Here is a 17,809-nt window from a genome sequence, read left to right on the forward strand (position 1 = left end):
TCACTGTCGCGGGAGAAGGTCCGTACTCTTGTGGCCGTGCACGTACTCCACGACGCCCCCCTCGCGCCCCTGACCACCTTCCGGCTCGGCGGGCCCGCCATCCGGATCGTCACCGCCACCACCGACGACGAGGTGATCGCCGCGGTCCGCGAGGCGGACGCCGCCGGTACGCCGCTGCTCGTCATCGGCGGCGGGTCCAACCTGGTCATCGGCGACAAGGGCTTCGAGGGCACCGCCCTGCACATCGCCACCAAGGGCTTCTCGCTCGACGGGACGCGGCTCGAACTCGCCGCCGGCGAGGTCTGGACGGACGCCGTCGCGCGGACCGTCGAGGCCGGGCTCGCCGGGATCGAGTGCCTCGCCGGGATCCCCGGCTCCGCGGGCGCCACCCCGATCCAGAACGTCGGCGCGTACGGGCAGGACGTGTCCGCCACGGTCACCGAGGTCGTCGCGTACGACCGCCGGGCCGAGGAGACGGTCACCCTCACCAACGCCGAGTGCGCCTTCTCGTACCGGCACAGCGTCTTCAAGGACCAGCCGGACCGTTACGTCGTGCTGCGGGTCCGCTTCGATCTGGAGGACGCCGACGGGATGTCGGCGCCGGTCAACTACCCCGAGACCGCCCGCGCCCTCGGCGTCGGGGCCGGGGACCGGGTGGCGCTCGGGCACGCCCGGGAGACGGTTCTGCGGCTGCGGGCCGGCAAGGGCATGGTCCTGGACCCGGAGGACCACGACACGTGGTCGGCGGGCTCCTTCTTCACCAACCCGATCCTCACGGCGGAGGAGTACGAGGCGTTCCTCGGCCGCGTCGCCGAGCGGCTCGGGCCCGACACCGCCGCGCCCGCGTACCCGGCGGGCGCGGACGGCGCGATGAAGACCTCCGCGGCCTGGCTGATCGACAGGGCCGGCTTCGTGAAGGGGTACGGCTCCGGCCCGGCCCGGATCTCCACCAAGCACACTCTCGCGCTGACCAACCGGGGCGAGGCGACCACCGAGGACCTGCTGGCGCTGGCCCGGGAGGTCGTCGCCGGGGTCCGGGACGCGTTCGGGATCACGCTGGTCAACGAGCCGGTGACGGTCGGCGTCAGCCTCTGACGTTCATGGCCGGGACCGTGGCCGGGACCATGGCCTGGACCGGCTGACCGGAGCGGCCGGCCGGCGCCGCCAGCCAGTCGTCCACGCCCGCGAGCAGCTTCCGCCGTACGTCCTCCGGGGCAGCCGAGGCGCGGATCGACTGGCGGGCCAGTTCGGCCAGCTCCTCGTCCGTGAAGGCGTGGTGCCGGCGGGCGATCTCGTACTGGGCGGCCAGGCGCGAGCCGAAGAGGAGCGGGTCGTCGGCGCCGAGGGCCAGCGGGACGCCGGCGTCGAAGAGGGTGCGCAGGGGGACGTCCTCGTGCTTGTCGTAGACGCCGAGGGCCACATTGGACGCCGGGCACACCTCGCAGGCCACCTGGCGTTCGGCGAGCTTGCGCAGCAGCCGGGGGTCCTCCGCCGCGCGCACGCCGTGGCCGACCCGGGCCGCCCGCAGGTCGTCCAGGCAGTCCCGTACGGAGGAGGGGCCCGTCAGCTCGCCGCCGTGCGGGGCCGCGAGCAGACCGCCCTCGCGGGCGATGGCGAAGGCCCGGTCGAAGTCGCGGGCCATGCCGCGCCGCTCGTCGTTGGAGAGCCCGAAGCCGACCACGCCCCGGTCCGCGTAGCGCACCGCGAGCCGGGCCAGGGTGCGCGCCTCCAGGGGGTGCTTCATGCGGTTCGCCGCGACCAGGACCCGCATGCCCAGGCCGGTCTCCCGGGCGGCCGAGTCGACCGCGTCCAGGATGATCTCCAGGGCCGGGATGAGACCGCCGAGCAGCGGCGCGTACGAGGTGGGGTCGACCTGGATCTCCAGCCAGCCGGAGCCGTCCCGGACGTCCTCCTGGGCGGCCTCGCGCACCAGGCGGTGGATGTCCTCGGGCTCGCGCAGACACGAGCGGGCGATGTCGTAGAGGCGCTGGAAGCGGAACCAGCCGCGCTCGTCCGTGGCCCGCAGTTTCGGCGGTGTGCCGGTCTTGAGGACTTCGGGGAGGTGCACCCCGTACTTTTCGGCCAGTTCCAGCAGGGTCGAGGGCCGCATCGAACCCGTGAAGTGCAGGTGCAGATGCGCCTTGGGCAGCAGGCTGAGGTCGCGGTGAGGAAGGTGCTCCATCGCCCGATCCTGCCGCACCCGAATGGACGAATACAGTCCGTTTCCCCGATCGGGACCTTGCTCGAACGTAAAAACTGCCCCCGCTTCCGAAGAAGCAGGGGCAGCACACCTCGACGTCAAGGGGTGCTCAGTCGCGGGCCTCCGCGAGCAGCTTCTGCACGCGGCTGACGCCCTCCACCAGGTCCTCGTCGCCCAGCGCGTACGACAGACGCAGGTAGCCCGGCGTGCCGAAGGCCTCGCCCGGGACGACCGCGACCTCGGCCTCGTCCAGGATCAGCGCGGCCAGCTCGACCGAGGTCTGCGGGCGCTTGCCGCGGATCTCCTTGCCGAGCAGCGCCTTCACCGACGGGTACGCGTAGAACGCGCCCTCCGGGGTCGGGCAGTAGACGCCCTCGATCTCGTTGAGCATCCGCACGATCGTCTGGCGGCGCCGGTCGAAGGCCTCGCGCATCTTCGCGACGGCCTCCAGGTCGCCGGAGACGGCGGCGAGCGCGGCGACCTGCGCCACGTTGCTCACGTTGGAGGTGGCGTGCGACTGCAGGTTGGTCGCGGCCTTCACGACGTCCTTGGGGGCGATGAGCCAGCCCACGCGCCAGCCGGTCATCGCGTACGTCTTGGCGACACCGTTGACGACGATGCACTTGTCGCGCAGCTCGGGCACCAGCGTCGGCAGCGAGGTGAACTTCGCGTCGCCGTAGACCAGGTGCTCGTAGATCTCGTCGGTCAGGACCCAGAGGCCCTTCTCGACGGCCCAGCGGCCGATCGCCTCGGCGTCGGCCTCGCTGTAGACCGCGCCGGTCGGGTTGGAGGGCGAGACGAAGAGGACGACCTTGGTCCTCTCCGTGCGCGCGGCCTCCAGCTGCTCCACGCTCACCCGGTAGCCGGTGGTCTCGTCGGCCACGACCTCCACCGGGACACCGCCGGCCAGGCGGATGCTCTCCGGGTAGGTGGTCCAGTACGGGGCCGGGACGATGACCTCGTCGCCCGGGTCGAGGATCGCGGCGAACGCCTCGTAGATGGCCTGCTTGCCGCCGTTGGTCACGAGCACCTGGGAGGCGTCGACCTCGTAGCCGGAGTCGCGCAGCGTCTTCGCGGCGATGGCGGCCTTGAGCTCGGGCAGGCCGCCGGCCGGCGTGTAGCGGTGGTACTTCGGGTTCTTGCAGGCCTCGACGGCCGCCTCGACGATGTAGTCCGGCGTCGGGAAGTCGGGCTCACCGGCGCCGAAGCCGATGACCGGGCGCCCGGCGGCCTTGAGGGCCTTGGCCTTGGCGTCGACGGCGAGGGTGGCGGACTCGGAGATCGCACCGATCCGGGCGGAGACCCGCCGCTCGGTGGGAGAGGTAGCAGCGCTCATACGGCCATCGTCCCAGACCCCGTCCGGGCCCGGCACGCAGGTTTCACGGAGCGGACAGGACCGGTCAATCCCGGTCGTACGCACGGTTCGCGAGGCCCTGGGAGGGGCCTGCGAGCGGCCTGGGAGGGGCCTGGGAGGGGTCCTGGAGGAGTTCCGGAAGGCTCCGGGACGGGCCCTGCGGCAGGTCGGCGCGGTTTCTGTTCGACGTAGGGGCCCATGACCACGTACACTCACTGCTCGTTGGCCCGCACCGGCCGCGTCTCACGATGCGGTAGGTTGGGGAAGCCACAAAGGGTCGTAGCTCAATTGGTAGAGCACCGGTCTCCAAAACCGGCGGTTGGGGGTTCAAGTCCCTCCGGCCCTGCTACACACACCGCCAGGTTGTGTGCGCATGTACGTACTCCTTGCACCGCCGTGCGGCTCCAATCCGGGCGCGGCACGGCCACGACCCGGAATCAGGTGAGACATCGTGACGGATGCCGTAGGCTCCATCGACATGCCTGATGCCGAGGATGCCGCGCCGGAGTCGAAGAAGACCCGGAAGGGCGGCAAGCGCGGAAAGAAGGGCCCTCTCGGCCGCCTGGCGCTGTTCTACCGCCAGGTCATCGCGGAACTCCGCAAGGTTGTCTGGCCCACTCGCAGCCAGCTGACGACGTACACCACTGTGGTGATTGTCTTCGTTGTCATCATGATCGGTCTCGTGACCGTGATTGACTATGGCTTCCAGGAAGCAGTCAAGTACGTCTTCGGCTGACTTTTTGTTCCACCCATCTGTAGCGCAGGAAGAAGCAGCCACCGTGTCTGACGCGAACCTGAACGACGCCTTCGAGTCCGAGTCCGTCGAGGACGAGCAGGACATCGTCGAGGCGGCCGACGAGGACCAGGCCGAAGCTGTGGACGCCGAGGCCGGCGAGGCTGCCGAGGAAGCCGCTGTCGAGACCGAGACCGACGTCGAGACCGACGAGGTCGAGGCCGAGGACGACGGCACCGAGGTCGCCGACGTCGAGGCCGCCGAGGAAGAGGCTGAGGAAGCCGAGGAGACCGAGGCCGCCGAGGACGCCGTCGAGGCCGAGGAAGAGGCCGAGCCCGCCGCTCCGGTCGACCCGGTCACCGCACTCCGCGACGAGCTGCGCGGTCTGCCCGGCGAGTGGTACGTGATCCACACCTACGCGGGCTACGAGAAGCGCGTGAAGGCCAACCTGGAGCAGCGTGCGGTCTCGCTGAACGTCGAGGACTTCATCTACCAGGCCGAGGTCCCCGAGGAAGAGATCGTCCAGATCAAGAACGGCGAGCGCAAGAACGTCCGGCAGAACAAGCTGCCCGGTTACGTGCTCGTCCGCATGGACCTGACGAACGAGTCCTGGGGTGTCGTCCGCAACACTCCCGGTGTCACCGGCTTCGTCGGCAACGCCTACGACCCGTACCCGCTGACCCTGGACGAGATCGTCAAGATGCTCGCCCCGGAGGCCGAGGAGAAGGCCGCCCGTGAGGCCGCCGAGGCCGAGGGCAAGCCGGTTCCGGCCCGCAAGGTCGAGGTCCAGGTGCTCGACTTCGAGGTCGGCGACTCGGTCACCGTCACCGACGGCCCCTTCGCCACCCTCCAGGCCACGATCAACGAGATCAACGCCGACTCGAAGAAGGTCAAGGGCCTCGTCGAGATCTTCGGTCGCGAGACCCCGGTCGAGCTCAGCTTCGACCAGATCCAGAAGAACTGACACCACAGGTTTCCGGACAGGTCAGAGGGGCTGTGAAAGCCGCTCTGACCTGCTCGGTTTTTGGCCGCACGCAGATACCCGTTATCGTTGTGCGGTATGCCTCCATCCGGATGACCGGATGGATCGGCTGAAAACTCTCACTAGGACCCGGAGAGAGCTATGCCTCCCAAGAAGAAGAAGGTCACGGGGCTTATCAAGCTCCAGATCAACGCCGGTGCGGCGAACCCGGCTCCGCCGGTCGGCCCCGCGCTCGGTCAGCACGGCGTCAACATCATGGAGTTCTGCAAGGCCTACAACGCCGCGACCGAGTCGCAGCGCGGTTGGGTCATCCCGGTGGAGATCACGGTCTACGAGGACCGTTCCTTCACCTTCGTCACCAAGACCCCGCCGGCCGCGAAGATGATCCTCAAGGCCGCCGGTGTGGAGAAGGGCTCCGGCGAGCCCCACAAGACCAAGGTCGCCAAGATCACCGAGGCGCAGGTCCGCGAGATCGCCACGACGAAGATGCCCGACCTGAACGCCAACGACCTGGACGCCGCCGCGAAGATCATCGCCGGCACCGCCCGTTCCATGGGCGTCACGGTCGAGGGCTGATCAGCCCACTGGCACCTGGCGGTAGTCGGAAATCGATACCGCCCAGTGGTAGGGCCGGCGCTGGCCCGCACCACGACTCCATAACCTGAACCCCCAGGAGCAGAAGTGAAGCGCAGCAAGTCCCTCCGGGCTGCCGACGCCAAGATCGACCGGGAGAAGCTGTACGCCCCGCTCGAGGCCGTGCGTCTGGCCAAGGAGACCTCCACCTCCAAGTTCGACGGCACCGTCGAGGTGGCCTTCCGTCTGGGTGTCGACCCGCGCAAGGCCGACCAGATGGTCCGTGGCACCGTGAACCTTCCGCACGGCACCGGTAAGACCGCCCGGGTCCTGGTCTTCGCGACCGGTGACCGTGCCGAGGCCGCGACCGCCGCGGGCGCCGACATCGTCGGCTCCGACGAGCTCATCGACGAGATCGCCAAGGGCCAGCGCCTGAACGAGTTCGACGCCGTCGTCGCCACCCCGGACCTCATGGGCAAGGTCGGCCGCCTCGGCCGCGTGCTCGGTCCGCGTGGTCTCATGCCGAACCCCAAGACCGGCACCGTGACCATGGATGTCGCCAAGGCTGTCAACGACATCAAGGGCGGCAAGATCGAGTTCCGCGTCGACAAGCACTCGAACCTGCACTTCATCATCGGCAAGGTGTCCTTCGACGACACCAAGCTGGTGGAGAACTACGGCGCGGCCCTGGAGGAGATCCTCCGTCTGAAGCCGTCCGCCGCCAAGGGCCGCTACATCAAGAAGGCCGCCATCAGCACCACGATGGGCCCCGGCATCCCGGTCGACTCGAACCGCACCCGCAACCTCCTCGTCGAGGAGGACCCGGCCGCGGTCTGAGCCTGACGGCTCGGGAGTCTTGTCCTTCTCGTGAGGCGTAGGGCTCCAGCGTCCTGAAACCGCCCCTCGGGCCTCTTCGGAGGCCCGGGGGGCGGTTTTTCGTTGGGGTGTTGTCGGTGCCCTGGGCTACGGTCGGGACGGGGTAGAACGACGATCCACAAGGGGTGGGACTCATGACGGTTTCCGTTTCCGCATGGAAGCGCGCGGGTGTGGCACTGACGGCCGTGGCCGTCGTGACGGGTGTGGCGGGCTGTCAGGGTGGCGACGCCAAGAAGGCGGCCGAGGCGCCCGCGAAGGCGGCGGCGCAGGGCGTCGAGGACGTGACGCAGGCGCTCACCGCCGCGTTCGAGAAGACGGCCGAGGCCAAGACGGTGCGGCTGAGCGCGACCATCGAGATGACGGGCGTCGGCGAGCAGTCGGGCACGACGACGATGACGGGCGTGCAGGGCTGGGACCCGGCGGTCATGGACGTCACCATGAACGGCTCGGTGCTGGGCGGCCAGGCCGGTGCGGACGCGGGCATGCCGGACAAGATCCGCGTGATCATGCGCGACAACGCGATGTACATGGACATGGGTGCCGAGCTGGCGGCCCAGTTCGAAGGCAAGCGCTGGATGAAGATGGACTTCGCCGCCATGGCGAAGGAGGCCGGCGACCCGGCCCTGCAGAGGCAGATGACCAAGGGCCTGGACAGCATGAACCAGGACCCCGCCCAGCAGCTGGGCCTCCTGCTGAAGTCCCCGAACCTGAAGCACGTCGGACCGGAGAAGGTCGACGGCGCGGACGCCGAGCACTACAAGGGCACGCTCAGCGTCGAGGACATGCTCAAGAGCAACAAGGCGTACGACGACCTGGTCCCGGAGAAGGACCGCAAGACCCTCCTGGACAACGTGGAGAAGTCCGGCATCAAGGGCTACGACACGGAGATCTGGGTCAACGCCGACGGCTACCCGGTCAAGATGATCCTCGGCGTGAAGATGCCCGAGGGGTCCATGAAGATGACCACGAAGTACACCGACTACGGCACGAAGGCGTCCGTCCAGGCGCCGCCGGCCGAGGACACCTTCGACCTCTTCACGATGCTGAAGGAGGCCGGGAAGGCCGGACAGGGCGCCCAGGGCTGATCGGTCCCGGGCCGGCCCAGGGCCGGCCCAGGAGCGGCCCGCGGGGGCGATTTGCTCCCGGACGCCACCGTCGCGTACTCTTCCACAGAAGCCAAAGACCGCTGGTCGTCGCCGTGCCTGCAAGGGCGCGGAGGCCGAAGGATTCGCTGAGAGATGCGAGCGACCCGCGCAGGTGACAGTGGAAGAGTTCCCGGTCCGGTTCACTCCGGTTCGGTCGAGCTGAGCCCCGTGCGCCTGCGCCCGGGGCGTTTTCGTTTGTTCAGCCCCTTCTGAGCGGTCCTCATCACCCGGAAGGAGGCTGAAGCACTATGCCGACGCCCAACAAGGCTGCATCGGTGGCCGAGCTCGCGGACGCGTTCCAGAGCTCCACCGCCGCCGTGCTGACCGAGTACCGGGGTCTCACCGTGGCGCAGCTCAAGACGCTGCGTCGTTCGCTCGGTGAGAACGCCCAGTACGCCGTGGTGAAGAACACGCTGACCAAGATTGCGGCCAACCAGGCTGGGATCACCGCGCTCGACGACCACTTCGCTGGTCCGACGGCGGTCGCCTTCGTCACCGGTGACCCGGTGGAGTCGGCGAAGGCTCTGCGTGACTTCGCCAAGGAGAACCCGAACCTCATCATCAAGGCTGGTGTCCTTGACGGTAAGGCTCTCTCCGCCGACGACATCAAGAAGCTTGCGGACCTCGAGTCCCGCGAGGTTCTGCTCAGCAAGCTGGCCGGCGCCTTCAAGGGCAAGCAGTCTCAGGCTGCTCAGCTCTTCCAGGCTCTGCCGTCGAAGCTCGTCCGCACCGTGGACGCGCTGCGCGCCAAGCAGGCCGAGCAGGGCGGTGCCGAGTAATTCGGCTCGCGCATTGATCCGTACCGCCATACGGGCGGAACGGGTCACAGCGGGCCGACAGTACGCCCGCCTCACATGAACATCCGGCACCTGCCGAATTAGTGGAAGGATCGCCCATCATGGCGAAGCTCACCCAGGACGAGCTGCTTGCCCAGTTCGAGGAGATGACCCTCATCGAGCTCTCCGAGTTCGTGAAGGCCTTCGAGGAGAAGTTCGACGTCACCGCCGCCGCGGCCGTCGCCGTCGCCGCCCCGGGTGCCCCGGGCGCCGGTGCCGTCGCCGAGGTCGAGGAGAAGGACGAGTTCGACGTCATCCTCACCGGCGCCGGCGACAAGAAGATCCAGGTCATCAAGGTCGTGCGTGAGCTGACCTCCCTGGGTCTGAAGGAGGCCAAGGACCTCGTCGACGGCACCCCGAAGCCGGTCCTCGAGAAGGTCAACAAGGAGGCCGCTGACAAGGCCGCCGAGGCCCTCAAGGCCGCCGGTGCCGCTGTCGAGGTCAAGTAACACCTCGTCGCGAGCAGCGACCCTCTGAGCGTGTAACGCTCGCAGCGTGAAGGGCGATCATCCATCTGGGTGGTCGCCCTTCGGCGTTCCCTGAGACGGCGTGGCGGCGGTCGTAGGGGCCCTCGGCGGCGGAGTAAGGTGATCTTCGCCGTGCGCCGGGCAGAGGCGGGGGCCTTGACGAACCGCACGGACCGCGCAATTCTCAGGACGCGTCGTCACATCGATCCGATTCCGAGGCATGGATCGACGACCGAACGGGCAGTATCGAGGTGCGCCGCAGGGCGCGAGGCACCGCGGAGTTGAGTACAACGAGGGTCTGGAAGAACTCGCTCTGGACATCAGTGAGCCAAGTGGCTACACTGACCCTTTGCGCTGCCTGTTAGCTGCCCCCTGCCCGTCACCAGGGGCATACCCTCGCAACCGCTTCGCTGGTCGACCCACTCTGACCTGGCCTTTTGGCCAATCGGGTAATCGTCTTCCAAGGAGCTCCGCTAGGGACCGGTACGCGCGCAGTGAGTCCGAGCCCTCGGAAGGACCCCCTCTTGGCCGCCTCGCGCAACGCCTCGACCAATACGAACAACGGCGCCAGCACCGCCCCGCTGCGCATCAGCTTTGCAAAGATCAAGGAGCCCCTCGAGGTTCCGAACCTCCTCGCGCTTCAGACCGAGAGCTTCGACTGGCTGCTCGGCAATGCCGCCTGGAAGGCTCGCGTCGAGGCCGCCCTCGAGTCGGGTTACGACGTCCCCACGAAGTCGGGTCTGGAGGAGATCTTCGAGGAGATCTCCCCGATCGAGGACTTCTCCGGGTCGATGTCGCTGACCTTCCGCGACCACCGCTTCGAGCCGCCGAAGAACTCGATCGACGAGTGCAAGGACCGGGACTTCACCTACGGTGCCCCGCTCTTCGTCACCGCCGAGTTCACGAACAACGAGACCGGCGAGATCAAGTCCCAGACGGTCTTCATGGGCGACTTCCCGCTCATGACCAACAAGGGCACCTTCGTCATCAACGGCACCGAGCGTGTCGTCGTGTCGCAGCTCGTGCGTTCCCCCGGTGTCTACTTCGACTCCTCCATCGACAAGACGTCCGACAAGGACATCTTCTCGGCCAAGATCATCCCGTCCCGGGGTGCCTGGCTGGAGATGGAGATCGACAAGCGCGACATGGTCGGCGTCCGCATCGACCGCAAGCGCAAGCAGTCCGTCACCGTCCTCCTGAAGGCCCTCGGCTGGAGCACCGAGCAGATCCTGCAGGAGTTCGGCGAGTACGAGTCCATGCGCGCCACCCTGGAGAAGGACCACACCCAGGGCCAGGACGACGCGCTGCTCGACATCTACCGCAAGCTCCGTCCGGGCGAGCCGCCGACGCGCGAGGCCGCCCAGACGCTGCTCGAGAACCTGTACTTCAACCCGAAGCGCTACGACCTCGCGAAGGTCGGCCGCTACAAGGTCAACAAGAAGCTCGGCGCCGACGAGCCGCTGGACGCGGGTGTCCTCACCACCGACGACATCATCGCGACCATCAAGTACCTGGTGCAGCTGCACGCCGGCGAGACCGAGACGGTCGGCGCCAACGGCAACTCGATCGTCGTCGAGCCCGACGACATCGACCACTTCGGCAACCGGCGTCTGCGCAACGTCGGCGAGCTCATCCAGAACCAGGTCCGCACGGGTCTGGCCCGCATGGAGCGCGTCGTCCGCGAGCGCATGACCACCCAGGACGTCGAGGCGATCACGCCGCAGACCCTGATCAACATCCGGCCGGTCGTCGCCTCCATCAAGGAGTTCTTCGGCACCAGCCAGCTGTCGCAGTTCATGGACCAGAACAACCCGCTGTCCGGCCTGACGCACAAGCGGCGTCTGTCCGCGCTCGGCCCGGGTGGTCTGTCCCGTGAGCGGGCCGGCTTCGAGGTCCGAGACGTGCACCCGTCCCACTACGGACGCATGTGCCCGATCGAGACCCCCGAAGGCCCGAACATCGGTCTGATCGGTTCGCTCGCCTCGTACGGCCGGATCAACCCCTTCGGCTTCATCGAGACGCCGTACCGCAAGGTCATCGACGGTCAGGTCACCGACGAGGTCGACTACGTCACCGCCGACGAGGAGGACCGCTTCGTCATCGCCCAGGCGAACGCGACCCTGAACGACGAGCTCCAGTTCACCGAGCCCCGCGTTCTGGTCCGCCGCCGTGGTGGCGAGGTCGACTACGTCCCGCCGGCCGACGTGGACTACATGGACGTCTCGCCGCGCCAGATGGTGTCGGTCGCGACCGCCATGATCCCGTTCCTCGAGCACGACGACGCCAACCGTGCCCTCATGGGCGCGAACATGATGCGTCAGGCCGTTCCGCTGATTAAGTCGGAGGCCCCGCTCGTCGGTACCGGCATGGAGTACCGCTGCGCCACCGACGCCGGCGACGTGCTCAAGGCCGAGAAGGACGGTGTCATCCAGGAGCTGTCCGCGGACTACATCACCGTGGCCAACGACGACGGCACCTACATCACGTACCGCCTGCACAAGTTCTCCCGCTCGAACCAGGGCACCTCGGTCAACCAGAAGGTCGTCGTCTCCGAGGGCGACCGGGTCATCGAGGGCCAGGTCCTCGCCGACGGCCCCGCCACCGAGAACGGTGAGATGGCGCTCGGCAAGAACCTGCTCGTGGCGTTCATGCCGTGGGAGGGTCACAACTACGAGGACGCGATCATCCTGTCGCAGCGCCTCGTGCAGGACGACGTCCTCTCCTCGATCCACATCGAGGAGCACGAGGTCGACGCCCGTGACACCAAGCTCGGCCCCGAGGAGATCACCCGGGACATCCCGAACGTCTCCGAGGAGGTCCTGGCCGACCTCGACGAGCGCGGCATCATCCGCATCGGTGCCGAGGTCACGGCCGGCGACATCCTGGTCGGCAAGGTCACGCCCAAGGGTGAGACCGAGCTGACCCCGGAGGAGCGCCTGCTCCGCGCGATCTTCGGTGAGAAGGCCCGCGAGGTCCGCGACACCTCCCTGAAGGTGCCGCACGGCGAGACCGGCAAGATCATCGGTGTCCGCGTCTTCGACCGCGAGGAGGGCGACGAGCTTCCTCCGGGCGTGAACCAGCTGGTCCGCGTCTACGTCGCCCAGAAGCGCAAGATCACCGACGGTGACAAGCTCGCCGGCCGTCACGGCAACAAGGGTGTCATCTCCAAGATCCTCCCGATCGAGGACATGCCGTTCCTCGAGGACGGCACCCCGGTCGACATCATCCTCAACCCGCTGGGTGTCCCGTCCCGAATGAACCCGGGACAGGTCCTGGAGATCCACCTCGGCTGGCTCGCCAGCCGCGGCTGGGACGTCTCCGGCCTCGCGGACGAGTGGGCGCAGCGCCTCCAGGGCATCGGCGCCGACCAGGTCGCCCCCGGCACCAACGTCGCCACCCCGGTCTTCGACGGTGCGCGTGAGGACGAGCTCGCGGGTCTGCTCCAGCACACCATCCCGAACCGCGACGGCGAGCGCATGGTGCTCCCGTCCGGCAAGGCGCGCCTGTTCGACGGCCGCTCCGGCGAGCCGTTCCCGGACCCGATCTCGGTCGGGTACATGTACATCCTCAAGCTCCACCACCTGGTCGACGACAAGCTGCACGCCCGGTCGACCGGCCCGTACTCGATGATCACCCAGCAGCCGCTGGGTGGTAAGGCCCAGTTCGGTGGCCAGCGCTTCGGTGAGATGGAGGTGTGGGCGCTGGAGGCTTACGGCGCCGCGTACGCCCTCCAGGAGCTGCTGACGATCAAGTCCGACGACGTGACCGGCCGCGTGAAGGTCTACGAGGCCATCGTCAAGGGCGAGAACATCCCTGAGCCCGGCATCCCCGAGTCCTTCAAGGTGCTCATCAAGGAGATGCAGTCCCTGTGCCTCAACGTGGAGGTGCTGTCCTCGGACGGCATGTCCATCGAGATGCGCGACACCGACGAGGACGTCTTCCGCGCAGCGGAGGAGCTCGGCATCGACCTGTCCCGGCGCGAGCCGAGCAGCGTCGAAGAGGTCTGACGGGAGTCCGGTGGGGGCTCAGCCCATGAGCCCCCGCCGGCCCCAGGACCCCCGTATCAGACCCCACAGCCTTACAACCCTGAGAGGGATTGACGCATAGTGCTCGACGTCAACTTCTTCGACGAGCTCCGGATCGGTCTGGCCACCGCTGACGACATCCGTCAGTGGAGCCACGGCGAGGTCAAGAAGCCGGAGACGATCAACTACCGCACCCTGAAGCCCGAGAAGGACGGACTCTTCTGCGAGAAGATCTTCGGTCCGACCCGGGACTGGGAGTGCTACTGCGGCAAGTACAAGCGTGTCCGCTTCAAGGGCATCATCTGCGAGCGGTGTGGCGTCGAGGTCACCCGCGCCAAGGTGCGCCGTGAGCGGATGGGCCACATCGAGCTGGCCGCTCCCGTCACCCACATCTGGTACTTCAAGGGCGTTCCGTCGCGTCTTGGCTACCTGCTCGACCTCGCCCCGAAGGACCTGGAGAAGGTCATCTACTTCGCGGCGTACATGATCACGTTCGTCGACGAGGAGCGCCGCACCCGCGACCTGCCCTCCCTGGAGGCGCACGTCTCCGTGGAGCGTCAGCAGATCGAGAACCGCCGCGACTCCGACCTGGAGAACCGGGCCAAGAAGCTCGAGGGCGACCTCGCCGAGCTGGAGGCCGAGGGCGCCAAGGCCGACGTGCGCCGCAAGGTGCGCGAGGGTGCCGAGCGCGAGATGAAGCAGCTCCGTGACCGCGCCCAGCGCGAGATCGACCGCCTCGACGAGGTGTGGAGCCGCTTCAAGAACCTCAAGGTCCAGGACCTGGAGGGCGACGAGCTCCTCTACCGCGAGCTGCGTGACCGCTTCGGCACGTACTTCGACGGTTCGATGGGTGCCGCGGCGCTGCAGAAGCGCCTGGAGTCCTTCGACCTGGAGGAGGAGGCCGAGCGCCTCCGCGAGATCATCCGTACCGGCAAGGGCCAGAAGAAGACCCGTGCGCTCAAGCGCCTCAAGGTCGTCTCCGCGTTCCTGCAGACCAGCAACAAGCCCAACGGCATGGTGCTCGACTGCGTGCCGGTGATCCCGCCGGACCTGCGTCCGATGGTGCAGCTCGACGGTGGCCGCTTCGCGACCTCCGACCTCAACGACCTGTACCGCCGTGTGATCAACCGCAACAACCGTCTGAAGCGTCTGCTCGACCTCGGTGCCCCCGAGATCATCGTGAACAACGAGAAGCGGATGCTCCAGGAGGCGGTCGACGCCCTCTTCGACAACGGCCGTCGTGGTCGCCCGGTGACGGGCCCCGGCAACCGTCCGCTGAAGTCCCTCAGCGACATGCTGAAGGGTAAGCAGGGTCGTTTCCGTCAGAACCTGCTCGGCAAGCGTGTCGACTACTCGGCGCGTTCCGTCATCGTCGTCGGCCCGCAGCTCAAGCTGCACCAGTGCGGTCTGCCGAAGGCCATGGCGCTCGAGCTCTTCAAGCCGTTCGTGATGAAGCGCCTGGTCGACCTGAACCACGCGCAGAACATCAAGTCGGCCAAGCGGATGGTCGAGCGCGGCCGCACGGTCGTGTACGACGTCCTCGAAGAGGTCATCGCCGAGCACCCGGTTCTGCTGAACCGTGCGCCCACGCTGCACCGCCTCGGCATCCAGGCCTTCGAGCCGCAGCTGGTCGAGGGCAAGGCCATCCAGATCCACCCGCTCGTCTGCACCGCGTTCAACGCGGACTTCGACGGTGACCAGATGGCCGTCCACCTGCCGCTCTCCGCGGAGGCGCAGGCCGAGGCCCGCATCCTGATGCTGTCCTCGAACAACATCCTCAAGCCGGCCGACGGCCGCCCGGTGACGATGCCGACCCAGGACATGGTCCTCGGTCTGTTCTTCCTCACCACCGACGGCGAGCTGCGGGACACCAAGGGCGAGGGCCGCGCGTTCGGCTCCACGGCCGAGGCGACCATGGCCTTCGACGGCGGCGAGCTGGCGCTGCAGTCGCCGGTCGACATCCGCTTCCCGATCGGCACCGTCCCGCCGCGCGGCTGGGTTCCCCCGGTCGCGGAGGAGGGCGAGCCGGAGTGGCAGCAGGGTGACTCGTTCCGGCTGCGGACGACCCTGGGCCGTGCGCTCTTCAACGAGCTGCTGCCCGAGGACTACCCGTTCGTCGACTACTCCGTCGGCAAGAAGCAGCTCTCCGAGATCGTCAACGACCTCGCCGAGCGCTACCCCAAGGTCATCGTGGCGGCGACGCTCGACAACCTGAAGGCGGCCGGCTTCTACTGGGCGACCCGTTCCGGCGTCACCGTGGCCATCTCCGACGTCGTCGTTCCCGCGGCGAAGAAGGAGATCGTCGCCGGTTACGAGGCGCAGGACGAGAAGGTCCAGAAGCAGTACGAGCGCGGTCTGATCACCAAGGAAGAGCGCACTCAGGAGCTCATCGCGATCTGGACCAAGGCGACCAACGAGGTCGCCGAGGCGATGAACGCGAACTTCCCCAAGACGAACCCCATCTTCATGATGGTTGACTCGGGTGCCCGAGGAAACATGATGCAGATGCGGCAGATCGCCGGTATGCGTGGTCTGGTGTCGAACGCCAAGAACGAGACCATCCCGCGTCCGATCAAGGCGTCCTTCCGTGAGGGCCTCACCGTTCTCGAGTACTTCATCTCGACCCACGGTGCCCGTAAGGGTCTCGCCGACACCGCCCTGCGTACCGCCGACTCGGGTTACCTGACCCGTCGTCTGGTGGACGTCTCGCAGGACGTGATCATCCGCGAGGAGGACTGTGGCACCGACCGCGGTCTGAAGCTGCGGATCGCGGCCAAGGACGAGGCCGGCGTGCTGCGCAAGGCCGACGACGTCGAGACCTCCGTGTACGCGCGGATGCTCGCCGAGGACGTCGTCGTGGACGGCAAGGTCATCGCGCCGGCCAACGTCGACCTGGGTGACGTGCTCATCGACGCCCTGGTCAAGGCGGGCGTCGAGGAGGTCAAGACCCGTTCGGTCCTGACCTGTGAGTCCGCCGTCGGCACCTGTGCCTTCTGCTACGGCCGCTCCCTGGCCACCGGCAAGACGGTCGACATCGGTGAGGCGGTCGGCATCATCGCCGCCCAGTCCATCGGTGAGCCCGGTACCCAGCTGACGATGCGTACCTTCCACACCGGTGGTGTGGCCGGTGACGACATCACCCAGGGTCTGCCGCGTGTCGTCGAGCTCTTCGAGGCGCGTCAGCCCAAGGGTGTCGCCCCGATCTCCGAGGCGGCCGGTCGCGTCCGCATCGAGGAGACCGAGAAGACCAAGAAGATCGTCGTCACCCCGGACGACGGCACCGACGAGACGGCGTTCCCGATCTCGAAGCGTGCCCGTCTGCTCGTGGGCGAGGGCGACCACGTCGAGGTGGGCCAGAAGCTCACCGTGGGTGCCACCAACCCGCACGACGTGCTGCGCATCCTCGGCCAGCGTGCCGTCCAGGTCCACCTGGTCGGCGAGGTCCAGAAGGTCTACAACTCGCAGGGCGTGTCGATCCACGACAAGCACATCGAGATCATCATCCGGCAGATGCTGCGCCGTGTGACGATCATCGAGTCCGGCGACGCGGAGCTGCTGCCGGGCGAGCTCGTCGAGCGCTCGAAGTTCGAGACCGAGAACCGTCGTGTGGTGCAGGAAGGCGGCCACCCGGCCTCCGGCCGTCCGCAGCTGATGGGTATCACCAAGGCCTCGCTGGCGACGGAGTCCTGGCTGTCGGCCGCCTCCTTCCAGGAGACGACCCGAGTCCTGACGGATGCGGCGATCAACGCCAAGTCCGACAGCCTCATCGGCCTCAAGGAGAACGTCATCATCGGTAAGCTCATCCCGGCCGGTACGGGTCTGTCCCGCTACCGCAACATCCGGGTCGAGCCGACCGAGGAGGCCAAGGCCGCGATGTACTCGGCCGTCGGCTACGACGACATCGACTACTCGCCGTTCGGCACGGGCTCCGGCCAGGCCGTTCCGCTGGAGGACTACGACTACGGTCCGTACAACCAGTAAGGCGCAGTGAGCGGTAACGCGAAATGAAGGGCGGCACCCCGGCCACGGGGTGCCGCCCTTCGGCGTTTCTCGGCGTCGCCTACCTTGCTGTGAGCTCCCAGGCGGCGACGGCGAGCGTCGCCACCGCCGCGAGGGCGCCGATGCTGGCGAGCGGCCAGCGCGCCCGTTCGAGCGCGTCGAGCCGGGCCTCGTGGTCGGCCAGCTGCTTGTCGGTCTGGTCGCTGCGCTGTACGAGCAGGGCGAGCGAGCCGTCGACCCGCGCGAAGCCGGCCTCCAGGGTGCCGCGCAGCCGCTCCAGTTCCAGGGCGACGGCGACCGGGTCGTTCGGGTCAGACTCGGTCATCGGCCGCCGCCTCCTGGGTGGTGCGCAGCCAGGAGGGCAGCAGGAGCTGGACGGCGGGCACGGCCATGACCCGGGTGAGCGCCCCGGCCACGGCGAGCCCCCCGGCGACCCACGGCAGGGTCTCGGGAAGCCCGGCCGCGTCGACGAGCGCGGGCAGGACGACGGCGATGCCGACCGCGGTCTGCAGCACGGTGCGGACCGTGCGCTTGGCGGCTTCGGACATGGTGGTTCTCCTTGCGTGGGGGTGGGGGAGGAGGGGGTACGGGGCGGGGGCGGGGCCCGCTGCGGTACGGG

14 protein-coding genes and 1 tRNA gene are annotated in these 17,809 nt (G+C 67.9%); 11 read left to right on the plus strand and 4 right to left on the minus strand.

Annotated features, from left to right (window positions below):
• Positions 1–36: 36 nt before the first annotated feature.
• Entirely contained in the window at positions 37–1,095 is a 1,059-nt protein-coding gene (locus tag AB0C73_RS02290) for a UDP-N-acetylmuramate dehydrogenase (RefSeq protein WP_362523593.1), read from the plus strand.
• Here the strand turns inward: AB0C73_RS02290 and AB0C73_RS02295 are convergent.
• Positions 1,085–2,182: an adenosine deaminase gene (locus tag AB0C73_RS02295; protein ID WP_362523595.1), complete on the minus strand. Its 1,098-nt coding sequence runs from the start codon at positions 2,180–2,182 to the stop codon at positions 1,085–1,087. The two genes, AB0C73_RS02290 and AB0C73_RS02295, sit on opposite strands and share 11 nt — an antisense overlap.
• A 127-nt stretch (positions 2,183–2,309) precedes the next feature.
• Positions 2,310–3,536, minus strand: a complete 1,227-nt coding sequence (locus tag AB0C73_RS02300) for a pyridoxal phosphate-dependent aminotransferase (protein WP_362523597.1) — start codon at positions 3,534–3,536, stop codon at positions 2,310–2,312.
• 291 nt (positions 3,537–3,827) lie between these two features.
• Here AB0C73_RS02300 and AB0C73_RS02305 point away from each other — a divergent pair.
• The 10 genes from AB0C73_RS02305 to AB0C73_RS02350 all read left to right on the plus strand — a co-directional run bounded on the left by AB0C73_RS02305 (position 3,828) and on the right by AB0C73_RS02350 (position 17,172).
• Positions 3,828–3,900, plus strand: a tRNA-Trp gene (locus AB0C73_RS02305).
• Positions 3,901–4,005: 105 nt separating this feature from the next.
• Positions 4,006–4,290 carry a preprotein translocase subunit SecE gene (gene secE / locus AB0C73_RS02310; protein ID WP_265863989.1) on the plus strand — a complete coding sequence of 95 codons (285 nt, stop codon included), beginning with the start codon at positions 4,006–4,008 and terminating at the stop codon, positions 4,288–4,290.
• A 43-nt stretch (positions 4,291–4,333) separates the two neighbouring features.
• Positions 4,334–5,251 carry a transcription termination/antitermination protein NusG gene (gene nusG / locus AB0C73_RS02315; protein ID WP_362523599.1) on the plus strand — a complete coding sequence of 306 codons (918 nt, stop codon included), beginning with the start codon at positions 4,334–4,336 and terminating at the stop codon, positions 5,249–5,251.
• 159 nt (positions 5,252–5,410) lie between these two features.
• Complete coding sequence (gene rplK, locus AB0C73_RS02320) at positions 5,411–5,845, plus strand: 50S ribosomal protein L11 (RefSeq protein ID WP_362523601.1); 435 nt, start codon at positions 5,411–5,413, stop codon at positions 5,843–5,845.
• 105 nt (positions 5,846–5,950) lie between these two features.
• Positions 5,951–6,679 (plus strand): 50S ribosomal protein L1, encoded by a 729-nt coding sequence (rplA, locus tag AB0C73_RS02325; protein WP_362523603.1) that lies wholly within the window; start codon positions 5,951–5,953, stop codon positions 6,677–6,679.
• A gap of 173 nt (positions 6,680–6,852) precedes the next feature.
• Positions 6,853–7,803, plus strand: a complete 951-nt coding sequence (locus AB0C73_RS02330) for a hypothetical protein (protein WP_362523605.1) — start codon at positions 6,853–6,855, stop codon at positions 7,801–7,803.
• Between the two features lie 308 nt (positions 7,804–8,111).
• Positions 8,112–8,642 carry a 50S ribosomal protein L10 gene (gene rplJ, locus AB0C73_RS02335; protein WP_265863992.1) on the plus strand — a complete coding sequence of 177 codons (531 nt, stop codon included), beginning with the start codon at positions 8,112–8,114 and terminating at the stop codon, positions 8,640–8,642.
• Between the two features lie 119 nt (positions 8,643–8,761).
• Positions 8,762–9,148, plus strand: coding sequence for a 50S ribosomal protein L7/L12 (gene rplL / locus AB0C73_RS02340; RefSeq protein ID WP_362523607.1), 387 nt, complete (start codon positions 8,762–8,764; stop codon positions 9,146–9,148).
• Positions 9,149–9,690: 542 nt separating this feature from the next.
• Positions 9,691–13,173, plus strand: a complete 3,483-nt coding sequence (gene rpoB / locus AB0C73_RS02345) for a DNA-directed RNA polymerase subunit beta (protein ID WP_362523609.1) — start codon at positions 9,691–9,693, stop codon at positions 13,171–13,173.
• A gap of 99 nt (positions 13,174–13,272) precedes the next feature.
• Positions 13,273–17,172: a DNA-directed RNA polymerase subunit beta' gene (locus tag AB0C73_RS02350; protein ID WP_362523611.1), complete on the plus strand. Its 3,900-nt coding sequence runs from the start codon at positions 13,273–13,275 to the stop codon at positions 17,170–17,172.
• Positions 17,173–17,251: 79 nt separating this feature from the next.
• Here the strand turns inward: AB0C73_RS02350 and AB0C73_RS02355 are convergent, their stop codons facing one another.
• Positions 17,252–17,515, minus strand: coding sequence for a hypothetical protein (locus AB0C73_RS02355; protein ID WP_362523613.1), 264 nt, complete (start codon positions 17,513–17,515; stop codon positions 17,252–17,254).
• Positions 17,502–17,738 (minus strand): hypothetical protein, encoded by a 237-nt coding sequence (locus tag AB0C73_RS02360; RefSeq protein WP_362523615.1) that lies wholly within the window; start codon positions 17,736–17,738, stop codon positions 17,502–17,504. The genes AB0C73_RS02355 and AB0C73_RS02360 overlap by 14 nt, the downstream gene beginning before the upstream one ends.
• Positions 17,739–17,809: the final 71 nt, after the last annotated feature.

It is taken from the genome of Streptomyces sp. NPDC048623, from assembly GCF_040650755.1.
Taxonomy (GTDB): Bacteria; Actinomycetota; Actinomycetes; order Streptomycetales; family Streptomycetaceae; genus Streptomyces.

Excerpts from the sequence above, each read along its gene's own strand:
- AB0C73_RS02360 (WP_362523615.1), bottom strand. The coding sequence starts at position 17,738 with ATGTCCGAAGCCGCCAAGCGCACGGTCCGCACCGTGCTGCAGACCGCG.
- AB0C73_RS02330 (WP_362523605.1), top strand. The coding sequence starts at position 6,853 with ATGACGGTTTCCGTTTCCGCATGGAAGCGCGCGGGTGTGGCACTGACG.
- AB0C73_RS02300 (WP_362523597.1), bottom strand. The coding sequence starts at position 3,536 with ATGAGCGCTGCTACCTCTCCCACCGAGCGGCGGGTCTCCGCCCGGATC.
- AB0C73_RS02295 (WP_362523595.1), bottom strand. The coding sequence starts at position 2,182 with ATGGAGCACCTTCCTCACCGCGACCTCAGCCTGCTGCCCAAGGCGCAT.
- rplJ (WP_265863992.1), top strand. The coding sequence starts at position 8,112 with ATGCCGACGCCCAACAAGGCTGCATCGGTGGCCGAGCTCGCGGACGCG.
- rplL (WP_362523607.1), top strand. The coding sequence starts at position 8,762 with ATGGCGAAGCTCACCCAGGACGAGCTGCTTGCCCAGTTCGAGGAGATG.
- AB0C73_RS02355 (WP_362523613.1), bottom strand. The coding sequence starts at position 17,515 with ATGACCGAGTCTGACCCGAACGACCCGGTCGCCGTCGCCCTGGAACTG.
- rplK (WP_362523601.1), top strand. The coding sequence starts at position 5,411 with ATGCCTCCCAAGAAGAAGAAGGTCACGGGGCTTATCAAGCTCCAGATC.